This window comes from Acidovorax sp. SUPP3434, from assembly GCF_030159015.1.
Classification (GTDB): domain Bacteria; phylum Pseudomonadota; class Gammaproteobacteria; order Burkholderiales; family Burkholderiaceae_C; genus Paracidovorax.
In genome coordinates this window covers 381,801-399,719 of record NZ_BQXL01000001.1, presented here as the reverse complement: position 1 = coordinate 399,719, position 17,919 = coordinate 381,801, and the positions used below count along the sequence as shown (strand labels likewise).

The 17,919-nt window shown below is 69.8% G+C and carries 18 protein-coding genes; 10 read left to right on the top strand and 8 right to left on the bottom strand.

All coding sequences use genetic code 11. The features are described 5' to 3' along the window. Positions 1-64: 64 nt before the first annotated feature. Positions 65-964 (bottom strand): ZIP family metal transporter, encoded by a 900-nt coding sequence (locus AVKW3434_RS01770; protein ID WP_284403849.1) that lies wholly within the window; start codon positions 962-964, stop codon positions 65-67. An 88-nt stretch (positions 965-1,052) separates the two neighbouring features. Continuing rightward, entirely contained in the window at positions 1,053-1,685 is a 633-nt protein-coding gene (locus AVKW3434_RS01765) for a superoxide dismutase (protein ID WP_284400868.1), read from the bottom strand. 342 nt (positions 1,686-2,027) lie between these two features. On the opposite strand from AVKW3434_RS01765, the gene AVKW3434_RS01760 reads away from it, so the two are divergent. The 8 genes from AVKW3434_RS01760 to AVKW3434_RS01725 all read left to right on the top strand — a co-directional run bounded on the left by AVKW3434_RS01760 (position 2,028) and on the right by AVKW3434_RS01725 (position 11,529). Continuing rightward, entirely contained in the window at positions 2,028-5,126 is a 3,099-nt protein-coding gene (locus tag AVKW3434_RS01760) for a LodA/GoxA family CTQ-dependent oxidase (protein WP_284403847.1), read from the top strand. Between the two features lie 4 nt (positions 5,127-5,130). Next, positions 5,131-6,435, top strand: a complete 1,305-nt coding sequence (locus AVKW3434_RS01755; protein WP_284403845.1) for an FAD-dependent monooxygenase — start codon at positions 5,131-5,133, stop codon at positions 6,433-6,435. Between the two features lie 46 nt (positions 6,436-6,481). Then, the gene (locus AVKW3434_RS01750; RefSeq protein WP_284400872.1) at positions 6,482-7,252 is read left to right on the top strand and encodes an SDR family oxidoreductase; all 771 of its coding nucleotides are present in this window, start codon (positions 6,482-6,484) and stop codon (positions 7,250-7,252) included. 73 nt (positions 7,253-7,325) lie between these two features. Further along, positions 7,326-8,465, top strand: coding sequence for a GTP 3',8-cyclase MoaA (moaA, locus tag AVKW3434_RS01745; RefSeq protein ID WP_284403843.1), 1,140 nt, complete (start codon positions 7,326-7,328; stop codon positions 8,463-8,465). Positions 8,466-8,468: 3 nt separating this feature from the next. Beyond that, on the top strand, positions 8,469-9,137 hold the full coding sequence (gene mobA, locus AVKW3434_RS01740; protein WP_284403841.1) for a molybdenum cofactor guanylyltransferase MobA: 669 nt from the start codon (positions 8,469-8,471) through the stop codon (positions 9,135-9,137). Further along, complete coding sequence (locus AVKW3434_RS01735; RefSeq protein ID WP_284403839.1) at positions 9,134-9,682, top strand: GNAT family N-acetyltransferase; 549 nt, start codon at positions 9,134-9,136, stop codon at positions 9,680-9,682. Before mobA ends, AVKW3434_RS01735 begins: the two co-directional genes overlap by 4 nt. After that, a complete protein-coding gene (gene moeA, locus AVKW3434_RS01730; protein ID WP_284403837.1) occupies positions 9,679-11,043 on the top strand; it encodes a molybdopterin molybdotransferase MoeA in 1,365 nt (454 codons plus the stop codon). The genes AVKW3434_RS01735 and moeA overlap by 4 nt, the downstream gene beginning before the upstream one ends. Before the next feature lie 153 nt (positions 11,044-11,196). After that, positions 11,197-11,529 (top strand): thioredoxin family protein, encoded by a 333-nt coding sequence (locus tag AVKW3434_RS01725; RefSeq protein WP_284403835.1) that lies wholly within the window; start codon positions 11,197-11,199, stop codon positions 11,527-11,529. Positions 11,530-11,568: 39 nt separating this feature from the next. Here the strand turns inward: AVKW3434_RS01725 and rnhA are convergent, their stop codons facing one another. Both rnhA and AVKW3434_RS01715 read right to left on the bottom strand, forming a co-directional pair. Next, positions 11,569-12,018, bottom strand: a complete 450-nt coding sequence (gene rnhA, locus AVKW3434_RS01720; protein WP_284400891.1) for a ribonuclease HI — start codon at positions 12,016-12,018, stop codon at positions 11,569-11,571. Between the two features lie 5 nt (positions 12,019-12,023). Continuing rightward, the gene (locus AVKW3434_RS01715) at positions 12,024-12,878 is read right to left on the bottom strand and encodes a class I SAM-dependent methyltransferase (RefSeq protein WP_284403833.1); all 855 of its coding nucleotides are present in this window, start codon (positions 12,876-12,878) and stop codon (positions 12,024-12,026) included. Here AVKW3434_RS01715 and gloB point away from each other — a divergent pair. After that, positions 12,877-13,653 (top strand): hydroxyacylglutathione hydrolase, encoded by a 777-nt coding sequence (gene gloB, locus AVKW3434_RS01710; protein WP_284403831.1) that lies wholly within the window; start codon positions 12,877-12,879, stop codon positions 13,651-13,653. The two genes, AVKW3434_RS01715 and gloB, sit on opposite strands and share 2 nt — an antisense overlap. Continuing rightward, a complete protein-coding gene (locus AVKW3434_RS01705; RefSeq protein ID WP_284403829.1) occupies positions 13,650-15,179 on the top strand; it encodes a transglycosylase SLT domain-containing protein in 1,530 nt (509 codons plus the stop codon). The genes gloB and AVKW3434_RS01705 overlap by 4 nt, the downstream gene beginning before the upstream one ends. Positions 15,180-15,263: 84 nt before the next feature. Here the strand turns inward: AVKW3434_RS01705 and AVKW3434_RS01700 are convergent, their stop codons facing one another. The 4 genes from AVKW3434_RS01700 to recR form a co-directional block, all read right to left on the bottom strand. Continuing rightward, the gene (locus AVKW3434_RS01700; protein ID WP_272547845.1) at positions 15,264-15,416 is read right to left on the bottom strand and encodes a DUF3096 domain-containing protein; all 153 of its coding nucleotides are present in this window, start codon (positions 15,414-15,416) and stop codon (positions 15,264-15,266) included. A 177-nt stretch (positions 15,417-15,593) separates the two neighbouring features. Continuing rightward, positions 15,594-16,646: an ABC transporter substrate-binding protein gene (locus tag AVKW3434_RS01695; RefSeq protein WP_284403827.1), complete on the bottom strand. Its 1,053-nt coding sequence runs from the start codon at positions 16,644-16,646 to the stop codon at positions 15,594-15,596. A gap of 170 nt (positions 16,647-16,816) precedes the next feature. Beyond that, positions 16,817-17,221 (bottom strand): MAPEG family protein, encoded by a 405-nt coding sequence (locus tag AVKW3434_RS01690; RefSeq protein ID WP_284403825.1) that lies wholly within the window; start codon positions 17,219-17,221, stop codon positions 16,817-16,819. 65 nt (positions 17,222-17,286) lie between these two features. Then, complete coding sequence (gene recR / locus AVKW3434_RS01685; protein ID WP_284400952.1) at positions 17,287-17,877, bottom strand: recombination mediator RecR; 591 nt, start codon at positions 17,875-17,877, stop codon at positions 17,287-17,289. Positions 17,878-17,919: the final 42 nt, after the last annotated feature.

Below are 17,919 nucleotides of genomic sequence, written 5' to 3'. Positions count from 1 at the left end.
ATCAATAGCACAATGCCCTAGTGGATATTGCGCTGGAGGCCTTTTTGGCTTCAATCCCTCGGGGTCAGCCCAGCGCGGTGTCCAGGATCATCATGATCACGAAGCCGATCATCAGCCCGCCCGTGGCCCAGGCTTCGTGTCCCTTGCGGTGCGACTCGGGAATGATCTCGTGGCTGATGACGAACAGCATCGCACCGGCCGCAAAGCCGAGGCCCCACGGCAGCAGGTTGGCGGAAAAGCCGATCACCGTGGCGCCCAGCACCGCGCCCAGCGGCTCCACCAGGCCCGAGGCCATGCCCAGCGCCACGGCCAGCCAGCGCTTGTAGCCGGCGGCCAGCAGGGCCACGGCCACCACCAGCCCCTCTGGAACGTCCTGGATGGCGATGCCGGCCGTGAGCGTGCCAGCGCGCAGCGCATCGGCCCCGCCGTAGGCCACGCCGATGGCCAGGCCCTCGGGCAGGTTGTGCAGCGCGATCGCGAAGACGAACAGCCAGGTGCGCCGCAGCGTGCGCGGCGACGGGCCGCCCTCCACGCCCTTGATGAAATGCTCGTGCGGCAGCAGCCGTTCCATGACCAGCAGCGCGAGGCCGCCCAGCAGGATCGAGGCGCCGATGATGCCGCCCGCGCCCCAGGCCCCCGCGCCCGCCGACTGGGCCGCGGCAATGCCGGGAATGATGAGCGAGAACGAGCAGGCCGCCAGCATCACCCCGGCGCCGAAGCCGAACAGCGTGTCCTGCACCCGCTCGGACAGCCGCTGCGAGAACACCACCGGCAGCGTGCCCAGCGCGGTCGCCAGGGCCGCCACCAGCCCCCCGTGCCAGGCCTGCTCCACGCGCGGGTTGTCGGCCAGGAATTGGAAGAACTGCCGGCCCAGCACCAGGACGCCGGCCAGCACGATGGCCACTCCCAGCCATCTGCGCATGCGCCAGCCGGTGCGTCCGGTGAGTGTGTCGTCAGCGTTCATGTGCAAGGCCCTGGTCGGAGGGTGGATCGATGGGTCGGAAACGGGGAGCGCCGTCAGAACGAAGAATCGCTGCGGCCGTCCCCGGGCGTCAACCGCGGGCCTTCGCGTAGCGGCGGGCCACTTCGGCCCAGTCCACGACGTTATAGAACGCGGCGATGTATTCCGGGCGGCGGTTTTGGTACTTCAGGTAGTAGGCGTGCTCCCACACGTCCAGGCCCAGGATGGGCGTGTTGCCCGACAGCAGGCCTGCCATGAGCGGGCTGTCCTGGTTGCCGCTGCTCTCCACCGCAAGCTGGCCGCCGGGCGTGACGGAGAGCCAGGCCCAGCCGCTGCCGAAGCGCGTGAGCGCGGCCTTGGTGAAGGCCTCCTTGAAGGCGTCGAACCCGCCCAGCTCCGCATCGATGGCCTGCGCCAGCGCGCCGGAGGGCTGCCCGCCGCCGCCCTGGCCCGCCGGTGCCATCACGGTCCAGAACAGGCTGTGGTTGGCATGCCCGCCACCGTTGTTGCGCACGGGCGCCTGCAGCTTCTCGGGCAGCGTCTGCACCTGGGCCACCAGCGCCTCGATGGACAGGTCGGCCTGCGGCGTGCCTTCCAGCGCGGCATTCAGGTTGTTGACGTAGGTCTGGTGGTGCTTGGTGTGGTGGATTTCCATGGTCTGCGCATCGATGTGGGGTTCGAGCGCGTCGTAGGCATAGGGCAGAGCGGGAAGCGTATGGGGCATGGTTTTCACTTTCTAAAAAGGGAGCGGAAACGGGTGACCGGGCGACCTGGGAACGGGCTCTGGACGGCGGCCCGCCCAGAAAACCCTGGTTTTCGAAATGATAATTATTTTCATTCGCCAAAATGATGGCACGGTTTTGCGCAGGGTTTTGTGGGATTTGCGCCTGCCATGCAAGCCACGCCGTGGTGTCGCTCTTTTTCCACCGGGTGGAAACCCTGAATATTCCTCCTGCCATTCCCCCGCAGAATGTTCGGGTCCCAAAGCGCACGGCGTTCACGCCGGCCTTTTCGGGAGGGAGCGTTACATCGTCCAGGACGATCCATAAAACAAAGGAGGGTTGCGATGAAAAGCACGTCAGTTCCACCCGCGCCGTCGGCCGCCACCAGCACCTGCGCCGGCACACCCATCACCTTGCCCCCGACCTTGCCGCCCAGCCCCTGCTGCTGCGACAGCGATCCGGTGGCCGGGCTCAAACAGCTGTTCGTGGACTATTTCCAGGGCAAGGGCATGGCGGCGGGCCGCGACCCGGCCACGCGGCCCGTGTTCCTGCGACTGCACGGCGTGGCGCATGGCCAGTTCACCATCGATCCGAACCTGCCGCCCGAGCTGCGGGTCGGCGTATTCGGACAGGCGCCGCAGTACCCGGTGTGGGTGCGCTTCTCGGCCGACGTGCAGCCCGGCAACCCCGATCTCAAGGGCACCACGGGCATCGCGATCAAGCTTTTCGGGGTGCAGGGGCGCAAGCTGCTGGAGCCCGATCAGGACGCCACCACGCAGGACTTCATCCTGCAGAACCACGACGTGTTCTTCACCGACACCGCGCGGGACATGTGCGAGTTCACCTGCGAATCGCTGCACGGCCGGGGCGATGCCTACCTGAAGGCACATCCCGTCACCGCGCAGATCCTGAACGACATGGAAAAGACGGTGGACTCCGTGCTGGCCACCGACTACTGGAGCGTGCTGCCCTCCTGCTTCGGCCAGGGCCGCTTCGTCAAATACAAGATCGAGCCGGTGCAGGCGCCGCCGGCCGACGCGCCGCCGGACTTCGACGACCCGTTCTACCTGCGGGCCGACCTGCATGCCCGCCTGCGCAAGGGCCCGGCGCGCTTTCGCTTCCTGGTGCAGTTCCAGACCAACGACCACGACATGCCGCTCGACGCCGCCACGGTGCGCTGGAGCGAGCAGGCCAGCATGCCGATCGAAGTCGGCATCCTGGAGCTGCCCCAGCAGGACCTGGACGCCCGCGGCCAGTCGGGCTACGGCGAAAACCTGGCCTACAACCCCTGGCATGCCCTGCCCGAGCACATGCCCATGGGCAGCATCGCCGAGGCGCGCAAGGCCGTGTACCGGGCCTCGTCCGAAAACCGCCGCAACGTGAACGGCGTGCCGCTGGGCGAGCCCGTGGTGCCCCGTCCGGCGCAGTACGCGCCCGGCGTGGACTACCCCGCCGCGAAGGACACGCGCATCGTGCGCGCCGCCATCCACCCGGCCATCGGCATCGCCCGGGTGGGCAACAGCGAGACAGCGTTCTACCTGGGCCCGCAGGTGGTGAACCCGCCGCCGCAGCCCCAGGGTTTTTACCGCGATGCCACCGGCGCGCTCAAGCGCGAGGCCGCGCAGTTCCGCATCTACGGCTACAACGCCGCGGGCGACGTGGTGCGCGAGCTGACCGCCGACTGGGCCGACATCGAATGGTCCGTGCACGTCGCCAACAGCAAGGCGGCCTGGTACCAGTGGCAGATCGCGCTCGACATTCCGGAGGCGGCCAAAACCCAGTTACCGCTGCGCAATGCCAAGAACGCCGCGCGCGACACGCTGGTCATCGACGCGGGCGTGCAGCGCATCGCCGGCCGCAACGCGGCGCCGGTGCCCTGCACCGGGCAGTTCACCGGCGTGCCGGTCAAGATCGGCGAGCTGCAGACCGACGCCAGCGGCCGGCTGGTGTTCCTGCCCGGCCACGGCGTCTCGGCCTCGCCCACGGGCAGCCCGATCTTCAACCCCGCGGACGGCGACTCGTTCATCAACGCCGACGGCTGGTACGACGACACCTGCGACGGCCCGGTCTCGGCCACGGTGCGCATCGAGGGCCAGGACATCCCGGTGGAATCCGCCTGGGTGGTGACCGCCCCGCCCAACTACGCACCGCAGGTCAAGACCCAGCGAACGCTGTACGACCTGCTGCAGGACCTGTACGTGCAGGCCGGCTGGCTGCCCGCGCCGGCCACGATCTCGTTCGCCGACGACGTGTACCCCATCCTGCAGCGCCTATCGGGCCTGCAATGGGTGAACCAGGGCTTCGCCACCCTGTTCGGCCACCAGGGGCAGTACGATTTCGAGAACGCCGCGCTGATCGAGCGGCTCTCCGCCCTGCCCCCTGCAGGCGGCTACGACCCCAACGCCGAACTGCGCCGGCAGGTGTTCAACAGCTTCCGCCCCCCCAGCCCACCGGACGGCAACCAGATGCCCTGGCCCTGGCTGTACGGCGATGCGATGACGGTGCCCGCAGGCCAGAGCCCGCGCCAGAACGCCAGCATCAGCCAGACGCAGAGCAATGTGCTGGCGCGCTGGGTGCAGGGCGACTTCGTCTCCGACTGGGATGCCGGCCGCCAGCTGCCGGCCAGCATCGACGCGGTGCCGCTCGCGCAGCAGCCCGCCACGCTGGACCAGGCGGCGCTGGAGTTCTGCCTGGCCGACGCCTTCCACCCCGGCTGCGAGATGACCTGGCCCATGCGCCACCTGACGCTGTACCGCCGCCCGTTCCGCATCCGCGAGCGCCCGGCGGGCACGGCCGGGCCGAGCTACGGCCCCACGCTCGACCAGGCCACCGCGCTGTCGGCCCAGGGACCGCTGTATGCCCAGGGGCCCGGCGACATCAACCGCTGGATGGGCCTGCCCTGGCAGGCCGACACGGCCTACTGCCGTGCAGGGTACGACACCGCCTACGACCCGTTCGCGCCCACCTTCTGGCCGGCCCGCGTGCCCAACCACGTGCTGACAGCCGAGGACTACGCCATCGTCGTGGACCCGCAGCAGCCCATGGCCCGGCGCATCGAGGCGTTCTCCAACCGCACCAGTTGGAACAAGCCGCTGCACGGCACCACGGCGGGGCAGATGGAAGAAATGGTGCGCATCTTCGGATCGATGGGCCTCGTGGAGGTGCGCCCTGGTGTGCCGGACGACCCGGCCTTCCCGGCGCAGATGATGGTGGCGTCGTACGGCCCCGATGTTGCGGCCGCCGATGCCGCCAGCCTCAGCGACGCCGCGCTGGCCGCGCAGACCCGACTGCTGGGCGCCGCCGCCATTGAGGGCGACGCGGCCGATGCCACCGCCCCCATCCACCCGAAGGCACGCCCGCTGCCGCACGGCGCCAATTTCGGCTCGCACGCCGAAGCGCAGAACGCGCCGCTGCCGGTGCGCCGCCGGCCGCCGGGCGGCTGAGCGCGTGCCCCGCCTGGAAACCGGGCAGGCGTTCGACGTGGCCATCGCCGGCGGCGGCCCCGCCGGCGCGGCCTGCGCCATTCTCCTGGCCCGCGCCGGGCTGCGCGTGCTGCTGGCCGATGGCGGCGGCGAGCGGGCCTTTCGCATCGGCGAGGGCCTGCCGCCGCCCGTGCGCAGCCTGCTGGGGGAACTCGGCGTGCTCGACCGCGTGCTGGCGGACGGCCACCGCCCCAGCTACGGCACGCTGGCCTACTGGGGCGGGCTGGCCGGCCACGCCAACGACACCCTGCGCCAGCTGCATGGCAATGGTTTGCAACTGGACCGCGTGCGCTTCGACGCCACGCTGCGGGCGGCCGCCAGCGAGGCGGGCTGCACGGTCGCGCTTTCCACCCACCTGCAGTGCGACGATGCGCAAGGCGCCGACCCCGCCGGCAGCACCGGCACCGCCTCGGCGGACCCACAGGAGGTATCCGGCCCCCTGCACCGGCTGCAGCTGCGCCGCGCGGGCGAATCCCTGTCGCACGTGACGGCACGCTGGCTGATCGACGCCAGCGGCCGCATGGCGACCCAGGCCTGTCGGCTCGGCGCGCGCCGCCGCCACTACGACCGGCTGCTGGCCTTCTACCAGCGCCTGCGCACCGACAGCCGCACCGACCTGGACGGCCGCACCTGGGTCGAGGCGGTCGAAGACGGCTGGTGGTACAGCGTGCTGCTGCCCAGTGGCGAACGCGTGGTGGCCTTCCTGGGCGATGCCGACCTGCTGGACCGCCGCACCCTGCTGGACGACGACGGCCTGTGGCAGCACCTGCAGCACACCACCCACCTGGGCGCGCTGTGCGCCGAGCACGGCTATCGCCCCCACGGCGCGGTGCAGGGCGCCGATGCCTGCAGCGCCGAACTCGACCGTGCGGCCGGCGAGCGCTGGCTGGCAGTGGGCGACGCCGCCCTCGCCTTCGACCCGCTGTCGTCCAAGGGCATCGGCAACGCGCTCTACACCGGCATGCGCGCGGCACAGGCGGTGCTGGCGTACGGGGCGGGCGACCTGCTGGCGCCGCAGCGCTATGCCGACCACCTGCGGGACATCCACCGGGTGTACCGCAAGCAGTTGCAGGGCTTCTACGCGATGGAAACGCGCTGGCCCGGTGCCGCCTTCTGGGCGCGCCGGCAGGCGAGCCACCCTGTCGCGCAGGGGGCAGTGCCGGGCACGCCGGGCGGGAAAGCGGTGGCTACACTGCCTTGGCCGCCCGCGCAGCCAACGGCCACCGGCCGCGAGAGTCCATCCAACGGAATCCCGCCACCGCCCTGGTGAAAATTGCGCAGGCAGCTATCGAGAACATAGCGCCATCGGAGGCTTCATGCGCGTGCAAGGCAAATCCATCATCGTCACCGGCGCCGGCAACGGCATCGGCGAAGGCATCGCCAAGCGGCTCGCGGCCGAGGGCGGCCGGGTCATCGTCAACGACATCCAGGCCACCGGGGGCCAGCGCGTGGCGGCCGAGATCCGCGCGGCGGGCGGCACGGCGGACTTCTTCGCCGCCGACGTCACCCGCTCTAGCGACATGAAAGCCCTGGTGGACGAGGCCGTGCGCCTTCATGGCCGGCTCGACGTGGTCGTAAACAACGCCGGCTGGACGCACCGCAACCGCCCCATGCTGGAGGTGAGCGAGGAAGAGTTCGACAAGGTGTATGCCATCAACGTCAAAAGCCTCTACCTCTCGGCCATCCACGCCGTGCCGGCCATGCGCGCCAACCCGGGCACGGCGGGCGGCAGCTTCATCAACATCGCCTCCACCGCCGGCCTGCGGCCCCGCCCGGGCCTCACCTGGTACAACGGGTCGAAGGGCGCGGTCATCACCACCAGCAAGTCGATGGCGGCCGAACTGGGTCCCGACAACATCCGCGTGAACTGCATCAACCCGGTGTTCAACCCCGACACGGGCCTGGCCGCCGAGTTCGCCGGCGGGCCGGTGGACGACGCGCGCCGCGCCAAATTCCTCGCCTCGATTCCGCTGGGGCGTTTTTCCACCGCGCTCGACGTGGCCAACGCGGCGCTGTACCTGGCCAGCGACGAAGCGGCCTTCGTGAGCGGCGTGTGCATTGAGGTGGATGGCGCCCGCTGCGTCTGATCGCTGCCGGCCGACAGCGGCGCGGCCCATTGCGCCGATAACCCTACCGCACCCCATGCGGCAAAATCCGCCCATGGCTGAACGTGTCATCCCCCTGGTGGACCAGCGCATCGCTGCGCTGCGCCCCGCCGTGCCGCAGGGCCTGGCCGGGATTGCATCGGGATGGCTGACCGACACGCTCGGTCGCCCGCTGCGGGACCTGCGCATCAGCGTGACCGACCGCTGCAACTTCCGCTGCGCGTACTGCATGCCCAAGGAGGTGTTCGACAAGGACTACCCCTACCTGCCGCACAGCGCGCTGCTCAGCTTCGAGGAAATCACCCGCCTGGCCCGCAGCTTCGTCGACCACGGCGTGCGCAAGATCCGGCTCACCGGCGGCGAGCCGCTGCTGCGCAAGCACCTCGAAAACCTCGTCGGCATGCTGGCGCAGCTGCGCATGCCGGACGGCACGGCGCCCGACCTCACGCTGACCACCAACGGCTCGCTGCTCGCGCGCAAGGCCCAGGCGCTGAAGGACGCCGGGCTGAACCGCCTCACGGTGAGCCTGGACAGCCTGCAGGACGCGGTGTTCCGGCACATGAACGATGTGGACTTTCCGGTGGCCGAGGTGCTGGCCGGCATCGACGCGGCACAGGCCGCGGGGTTCGCGCGCATCAAGGTCAACATGGTGGTCAAGCGCGGCACCAACGACCACGAGATCGTGCCCATGGCGCGGCACTTTCGCGGCACGGGCGTGACGCTGCGCTTCATCGAATACATGGACGTGGGCGCCACCAACGGCTGGCGAATGGACGAGGTGCTGCCATCCGCCGACGTGATCGAGCGGCTGCAGGCCCACCTGCCCCTGGTGCCCCTGCCCGAACAGGCCCCCGGGGAAACCGCGCGCCGCTGGGGCTACGCGGATGCCACCGGGCGCCACGACCCGGCGCTGGGCGAGGTGGGCGTGATCGGCAGCGTCACGCAAGCGTTTTGCGGCGACTGCAACCGCGCCCGCCTGTCGATGGAAGGCAGCCTCTACCTGTGCCTGTTCGCCACCCAGGGCTGGGACCTGCGCAGCCTGCTGCGCGGCGGCGCCACCGATGCCGACATCGCCGCCGCCATCGCCGGCATCTGGAACGGCCGCGGCGACCGCTATTCCGAACTGCGCAGCAGCCTGCCTGCGGACACCGGCCAGGGCGCGCGGCGGGTGGAAATGAGCTACATCGGCGGCTGACGCATGGATGACGCCACCCGCATCACCGGGCTGGTGCTGGCCGGCGGCCAGGGCACGCGCATGGGCGGGCAGGACAAGGGCCTGCAACCCTTCCAGGGCGTTCCGCTGGCGCTGCATGCGCTGCAGCGGCTGCAGTCCCAGGTCGGCCCGCGGCTGGTCAGCGCCAACCGCCACCTCGACCGCTACGCCACCTTCGGCGTCCCGGTCGTGACCGATGCCGAGCCCGGCCACGCCGGGCCGCTGGCGGGTTTTCTGGCCGGCCTGTCGCGCTGCGAAACCCCCTGGCTGCTCACCGTGCCCTGCGACACGCCGCTGTTTCCGCCCGATCTGGCCCGGCGCCTGATGGCCGCGGCCTGGGCCATGGACACGGCGGGCAGTCCTGCGGATCTAGCCATCGCCGCCGCGCCGCAAGCCGATGGGCCGACAGCAGCCGATGCCCACCATACAGCCGCGCCCCTGCGCACGCAGCCGGTGTTCTGTCTCCTGCGGGCCTCGCTGCAGGAGTCGCTCGCGCAATTCATGGCGGGCGGCGGCCGCAAGATCGGCGCCTGGATCGCCCAGCACCGGTGCGCGGTGGCCGCCTTCGATCAGCCCGGCGACGACCCGCTCGGCTTTTGCAACGCCAACACCCTGGCCGAACTGCACGCGCTCGAACGCGCGCTCGCCCAATGACCCCTGACCCCTTCCGGATCGACGTGCTCGGCCCCGCGCACCTGCACGCCTACAAGGCCTTGCGCGACGAGGCGCTGCGCTGCGCGCCCGAGGCCTTCACTTCCGACCACGCCAGCGCGGTGCTGCGCCCGGCCCAGTCGTATGCCGAGCGCTTCGGCGCGCCCGCCACGGGCACCTTCTTCCTCGGGGCGTTCGCCGCGGACGGCCAGTTGCTGGGCAGCATCGGCTGCGAGCGCGAGGCTCGCCTTCAGCAGCGCCACTGCGCCAGCGTGGTCGGCATGATGGTGGCGCCGCACGCGCAGCGTGGCGGCGTCGGGCGCGCACTGGTGCAGGCCTGCGTGCAGCTCGCCGAACAGGTGGCCGGGCTGGAACAGCTGGTGCTCACCGTCACCGCCGCCAACACCCACGTCGTGCGCCTGTACGAGCGCGCGGGCTTTCGCGCCTGGGGCCTGCTGCCGCGCGCGGTGGTCATCCAGGGCATCGGGCACGACAAGCTGCACATGGTGCGGTGGCTGCCGGCCTCCCCTCTTTTTTCTGCCGCATGAAGACCCTTGCACAGATCGCCGCCGGCCTGCCCGGCTACGACGCCCACGCCCTGGGTGCCGAGGCCGTCACCGCCTTCCTCGAACAACTGGTGCAGCCGGTGGCCGGCACCGAAACCGTGGCGCTGTCCGCGGCGCTCGACCGGGTGCTGGCCTGCGACCTTGTCTCGCCCATCAGCGTGCCGCCGCACGACAACTCGGCCATGGACGGCTATGCGTTCGACGGCTCGGCATTGCGCGCCGGCCAGCCGCTGTCGCTGCGGGTGGCAGGCACCGCCCTGGCCGGCCGGCCCTGGGCGGGCCATGCCGCACCCGGGGAATGCGTTCGCATCATGACGGGCGCCGTCATGCCGCCAGGGCTGGACACGGTGGTGCCGCAAGAGCTGGCCACCCTGCAGGGCGACACCGTGCACCTCGCTGCCGGCGCGGTGCGGCCCGGCGACCACCGGCGCCGCGCGGGCGAAGACCTGGTGCGGGGCGGCGTGGCGCTGGCCCGTGGCGAGCGGCTCACCCCCGCCGCGCTCGGCCTGGTGGCCAGCCTGGGGCTGCCCACGGTCACCGTGTTCCGCCGCCTGCGCGTGGCGTGCTTTTCGACCGGCGACGAGTTGCTGGGCCCGGGCGACGCTCCGCGCGAGGGCGCGGTGTACGACAGCAACCGCTACGCCCTCATCGGCCTGCTCGCCCGGCTGGGCGTGGAGCCGATCGACCTGGGCGTGGTGCCCGATTCGCCCGCTCAACTCGAAGCCGCGCTGCGCCAGGCAGGGCAGCAGGCGGATGCCGTCATCACCAGCGGGGGCGTGAGCGAAGGCGATGCGGACCACCTGCGCTCTGCGGTGCAGCGGCTGGGCGACGTGGCGTTCTGGCAAGTCGCCATGCGGCCCGGCCGGCCGATGGCGGTGGGGCGGCTGCGCAGCGAGCACGCCTCAGGAGCAGATGCCGAAATGGCCTTCAGCACAATCAGTACTAGGGCATATAGCTATGAAAATAATAGCAAACCCGTTTCAACCAACGGGACCCTCTGGTTCGGCCTGCCCGGCAATCCCGTCGCCGTGATGGTGGCCTTCCTGGCGTTCGTGCGGCCTGCGCTGCTGCGCGCCATGGGCTGCACCCGCGCGGCCCCGCCGCTGCTGCGTGCGGTCAGCACCGAGCCCCTGCGCAAGAAGGCCGGCCGCACCGAATACCAGCGCGGCATCGTCAGCACCGCGCCGGATGGATCGCTGCAGGTCCGCACCACCGGCCACCAGGGCTCGGGCCTGCTCCATTCGATGGTGCAGGCCAACGGCCTCATCGTGCTGCACCCGCCCCGGGGGCCGGTGGCCGCGGGGGAGACCGTGGACGTGATGATGTTCGATGGCGCGCTGTGAAACGCCTGCCAGTCCGGTCCCACAGCCTGGCGGCGCATGCGCCGGATGCCGTGCCTGCGGGCACAGGCCTATGCTGAAAAACAGGCTCTCCCGCCAACCCCGCTAGCCCAACCCAAGCCCTGCCCATAACAACATGACAAGGACCCCATCGCCATGACCTATTGCGCCCGCCACCTCGAACAGCCCCCCGCCCGCGAAGACGTGGACCGCCTGACCGGCGCCACGGTGCTGGAGTTCGGAACGCCCTGGTGCGGCCACTGCCAGGGGGCGCAGCCGCTCATCCAGGCCGCGCTGGAGGGCCGGGACGATGTGGCCCACGTCAAGGTCGAGGACGGACCGGGCCAGCGACTGGGCCGCAGCTTCGGCGTGAAGCTCTGGCCGACCCTCGTCTTCCTGCGCGACGGCAAGGAGGTGGACCGCGTGGTGCGGCCCCAGGGACCGGAGCCGCTGCAGGCCGGCCTGCAGGCGATCGCGCCCGGGACCTGACGGACGCAGACCTGGCGGACGCGGGCCTCGACGGCGGCTTCAGCCGCGCCCGAGCGCCTTGTCCACCCCTTTGTTGGCCAGTGCATCGGCACGCTCGTTGCCCGGGTCGCCCGCATGGCCCTTCACCCAGCGCCAGTCGATCACATGGCCGCCCTGGGCCACCAGATCGTCCAGCCGCTTCCACAGCTCCACGTTCTTGACCGGCTGGCCGGCGGCCGTGCGCCAGCCCTTTTTCTTCCAGCCCTGGATCCATTCGGTGATGCCCTTGCGCACGTACTGGCTGTCCAGGAACAGCGTCACCTCGCACGGCCGCTTGAGCGCACCCAGGGCCTCGATCACCGCGAGCAGCTCCATGCGGTTGTTCGTCGTGCCCAGCTCCCCGCCGAACAATTCCTTTTCCAGCGCGCCCGAACGCAGCACCACCCCCCAGCCGCCAGGGCCCGGATTGCCTTTGCAAGCCCCGTCGGTATAGATCACAACCTGATTCAAAAACGTTACTCCCGTCCATCCACATGAAAGGCCGGCCCGCCATCGCGGACCGTGCCGCGATTGGCCACCGGCACCGGCGCCGCAGCGCCCTTGGGCGCGCGGCGCCAGGGCGCGCCCAGCAGCCGCACGCCGTGCACGCGCTTGACCGCCACCACCACATAGGCGGCCCCGAGTATCGGCCACCAGCGGGCCCCCAGTCCGTCCATCCAGTCGAAACGCTCCAGCCAGGGCGCGCTGCGCACCGCCGGCCGGTAGCAGCCGAAGCTGACCGACTCGACCTCGAAATTGAGCAGCCGCAGCCAGTCGCGCAGCCGCCAGTGGCCGATGAACTCACCCACGTCGGGCAGATACAGCCGCCCGCCCGCACCCAAACGCTGGTACAGCCGCGCCCGGCGCTGGCGCAGACCCCACAGGCTCACGGGGTTCAGCCCGCTGATGACCACCCGCCCCTCGGGCACCAGCACGCGCTGCACCTCGCGCAGCGCGGCATGGGGGTCGATGCTGAGTTCCAGCGCATGCGGCAGCAGCACCAGATCGAGGCTGTTCTCCGAGAAAGGCAGGGCCACCGGATCGGCCAGCAGGGCAGGCTCGCCCGGTTCTCCGCCCCCCAGTGCCCCGGCCGCGTGCCAGCCGGCCGCCTCGTCGGTCCACAGCAGGGTTTCTTCGGCGCCCAACGCCAGCCAGCGGTGGGGCATGCGGTTGGCGCGCAGCCCCTGCAAACCCGGCATTCCGAGCTGCAGGGCGTGGTAGCCGAAGATGTCGGCCACCAGCTCGTCATAGCGTTCCTGCTCCCACGCCAGCAGGTATCGGCCGGGGGAAGAGTCGAACCAGTGGTGCAAACCTATAATTTCATCGCTCATGAACTTGCTGCCGCTGCCCGCCTTTACCGACAACTACATCTGGATGCTGCACGACGCGCAGGCTGCGGTCGTGGTCGATCCGGGAGAAGCGGGCCCGGTGTTGCAGGCATTGCAAACCCTGGACCTGCCATTGCAGGCGATTCTAGTCACGCATCACCACGCCGATCATGTCGGCGGCGTGCCGGCGCTGCGCGAGGCCACCGGCGCCCGCGTCTTCGGCCCCGCGCACGAAACCGTGCCTGAGCCCATTACCCGCCTGGTGCAGGGCGACACGGCCGAGGTGCTGGACCTGCGCTTTCAGGTTTTCGACGTGCCCGGCCACACGGCGGGGCACATCGCCTATTACGCTCCCGATGTGAACGGCGCCCCCGTGCTGTTCTGCGGGGACACCCTCTTTTCCGGCGGCTGCGGCCGGCTGTTCGAAGGCACGCCCGCGCAGATGCAGGCGTCGCTCGACACCCTGGCCGCGCTGCCAGGCGACACCCGTGTGTGCTGCGCACACGAGTACACGCTGTCCAACCTGAAGTTCGCCCGGGCGGTGGAGCCCGGCAACGGGGCGTTGCGGCAGTACACCCGCGACTGCGAGGCGCTGCGGCAGCAGGGCCGGCCCACGCTGCCCTCGCGCCTGGCCACCGAGCGCGACATCAACCCTTTCCTGCGCACGCGGCAACCCACGGTGGCCCAGGCCGCCCGGGCCTTCGATGCGCAGGTCGATCCCCAAGATGCAGTGGCCGTTCTGGCGGCGCTGCGCCAATGGAAAAACGAGTTTCAATGAAAATTTTGCACATCCTGGGCCTGGCAAGCGTGGTCTGGCTCACCGGCTGCGCCACGCAAGGCACCCCGCCCGGAAGCGCCGCGAACAAGGACGGTTCTGCGCCGGCCACCACCGACACCTCGTCTTCTTCCCACACCCCCCTGATCCCCTCCGGGCCGCTGCAGCCGATCTCGGCCGTGCAGGCCAGCAATGGCGAGGTGGCATCGCTCTACGCGCCCTCCGACCTGTGGGACCGCATCCGCCGCGGTTTCGCCATGCCCGACCTGGACCAGGACCTCGTGCGCGACCGCGAGCAGTGGTACGCCACGCGCCCCGACTACATGCAGCGCATGACCGAGCGCTCGAGCAAATACCTGTTCCACATCGTCGAAGAGCTCGAACTGCGGGGGATGCCCACCGAGCTGGCCCTGCTGCCCTACATCGAGAGCGCCTTCAATCCGCAGGCCGTCTCCAGCGCCAAGGCCGCCGGCATGTGGCAGTTCATGCCGGCCACCGGCAGCGACTACCAGCTCAAGCAGAACGCCTTCCGCGACGACCGCCGCGACGTGCTGGCCTCCACGCGCGCCGCGCTCGATTACCTGCAGCGCCTGTACGGCATGTTCGGCGACTGGCACCTGGCATTGGCCGCCTACAACTGGGGCGAAGGCAGCGTGAGCCGGGCCATCGCACGCAACCAGAAGCTGGGCCTGGGCACCAGCTACACCGAACTCACCATGCCGGCCGAAACCCGCATGTACGTGCCCAAGCTGCAGGCGGTGAAGAACATCGTCGCCAACCCGCAGGCGTTTCGCACCGAATTGCCGCTGATCGAAAACCACCCCTACTTCCAGACGGTGGACATCACGCACGACATCGATGTCTCGCTGGTGGCCAGCCTGGCCGGGGTGCGCGAAGAGGACTTTCGCGCGCTCAACCCCTCGCTGCACCGCCCCGTGATCCTGGCCGCGGGCATGCCGCAGATCCTGCTGCCCTGGGACAACGCCAAGGTGTTCCTCAAGAACCTGGAAGCCCACCGCGAAGGCCAGTACGCCAGCTGGACGGTCTGGAGCGTGCCCACCACCATGACGGTGGCGACCGCAGCCCAACGCGTCGGCATGAGCGAGAACGACCTGCGCAGCGTGAACCGCATTCCGCCACGCATGATGATCAAGGCGGGCTCTGCTCTGATGGTGCCCCGCGCCACCACCACGCGCCAGGACGTGTCCAGCCAAGTGGCAGACAACGGGCAGGTCGCTTTCACGCCGGAAATCGTCACGCGGCGCACCACGGTGCGCGCCGGCAAGCGCGACTCGGTCGCCAGCATCGCCAACCGCTACAAGGTGAGCGCCGCCAATGTGGCCGAATGGAACGACGTCAAGGCCAACGCCGCCTTCAAGGCCGGCCAGCAGGTCGTGATGTACCTGCCGGTGAAGCTGGCCGCCACCTCGTCCGCGCGCCCGGCCATCAAGCAGACCTCCACGCGCGGCGCCAAGGCCCCTGCGGCCCCCACCCGCAAGGGTGGAACGCCCTCGCGCAAAAAGCGCTGAGCGGCAGCTGGGCCTAATCAAGTCATTGCCCCGGAGAGGCTGGCCGTCCAGCGCTTGCGCGGGGCGGCCCGGCAAGCTTGCGCGTCAGAGGCGCAGGTTGTGCATGCCGACCAGTCCCAGCACGCCCATCACGATGAGGTACAGGGCCACGATGTAGTTCAGCAGGCGGGGCATGACCAGGATCAGGATGCCTGCGATCAGGGAAACGAGGGGGCCGATACTGAGGTTCAGCGACATGGAAAGATCCTTGTTGGAATGATGGAATGAAGGAGCGCAATCGGTGCGTTGCAGCGCCGAGGCAAGACCGCCGCTGGCGCCCCGTTGACTCTAGCGCCACACCCTTGCCGCCGTGTGTCGGACAGTTCAGCCAAAGTGCCGGCCGCCCCCGGCACGGCACCTTGCGCCCCCCGCCCCTCAGGCATTGAACTTCTGCTTGGCCTTGCGCGCGAATTCGTTCGTGAACGTGCGCCCGAGATCGATCTTGAGCGGCGCCAGTTCGGATCGCAGGCGGGCCACCACCCGCGCCGCGTTGGCCGGGCCGTCATCGGGCATGAGGCCGTCGGGCGAGAAGGTGTCGCGCACCTTGTGGAATGCCGCCAGATAGGCACCCCGTTCGCCCAGCAGGTAGCCGGACGGCACGGCCCGCACCAGGTCGGCCGGGCTGGCCGTCTGCAGCCATTTGAGGGCATGGACGATGGCATTGGCCAGGGCCTGCGAGCGGGCCGGCTGCTTTTGCACGAACGACTGCGGCGCATAGAGGCTGGCGGCCGGCATGGTGCCGCCGAACAGTTCCTGTGACCCTTTGAGCGAGCGCGTGTCGCACAGCACCCGCACCTCGGCGCGCTGCTCCAGCGCGCTGACGATCGGATCGGCATGGCACAGCGCATGCACCCTCCCCTGTCGCAGCGCGGCCACCGCCCCGAGGGCGGAGCCCACGCCGACGAAGGACACCTCGTCCAGCGGCGCGCCGTCCCGCGACAGCATCAATTGCGCCACATGGTGGGTAGAAGACCCCAGGGCCGACACGCCCACGCGCATGCCCTTGAAGCGGCTCACGCTCTTGACGGGCCATGCGCGCGCCGATGCCGCCAGGGCCAGCTGCGGCGCCCGCCCCTGCAGCACGATGGTGCAATAGCTGCGGCCCAGCAACTGCTGGCGCAGCACGTGGTCGTAGGCGCCCGAGCACACGTCAGCCTCGCCGTCCTGCAGTGCCTGCAGGGCCAGGGCACCGCCCGGGTAGTCCTGAACCACCACGTGCAGCCCCTCGGCCCGGAAGAAACCCAGCTCCTGAGCGATGGTCAGCGGCAGGTGGTACAGCAGCCCCGAGCCCCCGACCGCCACCCGCAGCGGACCGGTCCCGGCCGTGAACGGCGACGGCACCGCCAAGGCATCCGCTCCCGCCCAGCCCGCCATCGAGAGGGCGGACAAGGTACCGAAGTGGCGGCGGCGGATGCGAGGAAAATCCATGGGGAAAAAGCGAATTCAAGAAATTGCTGCAGTGCAGCAATCGTGCCACCTGCGCGCAGCCGCCCCGTCAGGGCAATCCCTGAGGGACATGAACGAAAAGTCGGGTTAGTGGGATGGGTGCCAGGGCGATCCAGGCCGGTGGATCGCCGCGACATGACCGCGGTGCCGCCTCAGCGGTAGCCGATGAAGAGAATGGCGATGTTGACCACCAGCGCCCCCAGCCACACGGCGCTGCGGGCGGTGGGCAGGTCGGACACGTACATCATCACGTAGAAGACGCGCAGCATCACGAAGAGGAACGCCAGGATATCGAGCAGCGTCTGCCCGGCCCCCAACTGGTGCGCGATCACCACCGCACCGATGAAGAACGGCAGCGCCTCGAAGGTGTTGGACTGCGCGGCCAGCGCGCGGGCGCGCCAGTCGGTCTGCCGGGAGGCCCATCCACGCGGATCGCGGTTGTCGGACACCTGGAAGCTGCCGCGCTTGGCGATCAGGGCGCACACCGTGGGCAGCAGCGCCATCAGGAGCACGCACCAGTAGGCGACGGTGAAATGCGCGACATGCAGGGAGTTCATGGTTCAAGCCTTTTCATGCTTCAGCGCAACTGAATATTGCGCTGGCAGCTATCAATTTTATAGTGTCAGCGGCGATCGACCAGCGCATGCGCGATGGTGCCCAGGTCCACGTATTCCAGTTCGCTGCCCACCGGAACGCCACGAGCCAACCGGGTGACGTGCAGCCCCCGGCTCTTGAGTGCCTCGCTGATGACATAGGCCGTGGCCTCGCCCTCGGCCGTGAAATTGGTGGCCAGGATCACCTCCTGCACCACGCCATCGGTGGCCCGCTCCATGAGCTTTTGCAGCCCGATGTCCTTCGGACCCACCCCGTCCAGTGGCGACAGCCGCCCCATGAGCACGAAATACAGCCCGCGAAACGCCGCCGTACGCTCCAGCGCGGCCTGATCGGCCGGGGTTTCCACCACGGCCAGCCGGCTGGCATCGCGTTCCGGGTCCAGGCAGGTGTCGCACACCGCGGCTTCGGTGAAGGTGTGGCAGCGTTCGCAGTGGTGCACCGACACCGTCGCTTCATGGAGCGCCCGCGACAGCACCTCGGCGCCTTCGCGGTCGTGCTGCAGCAGATGGAAGGCCATGCGCTGTGCCGACTTCACGCCCACGCCTGGCAGGCGGCGCAGCGCCTGGACCAGGGCATCGAGGGAATTGGTGTCGGACATGCAAGGCGCCGTTCAAGAATCAAGAAACATGCCCGTGAAGGG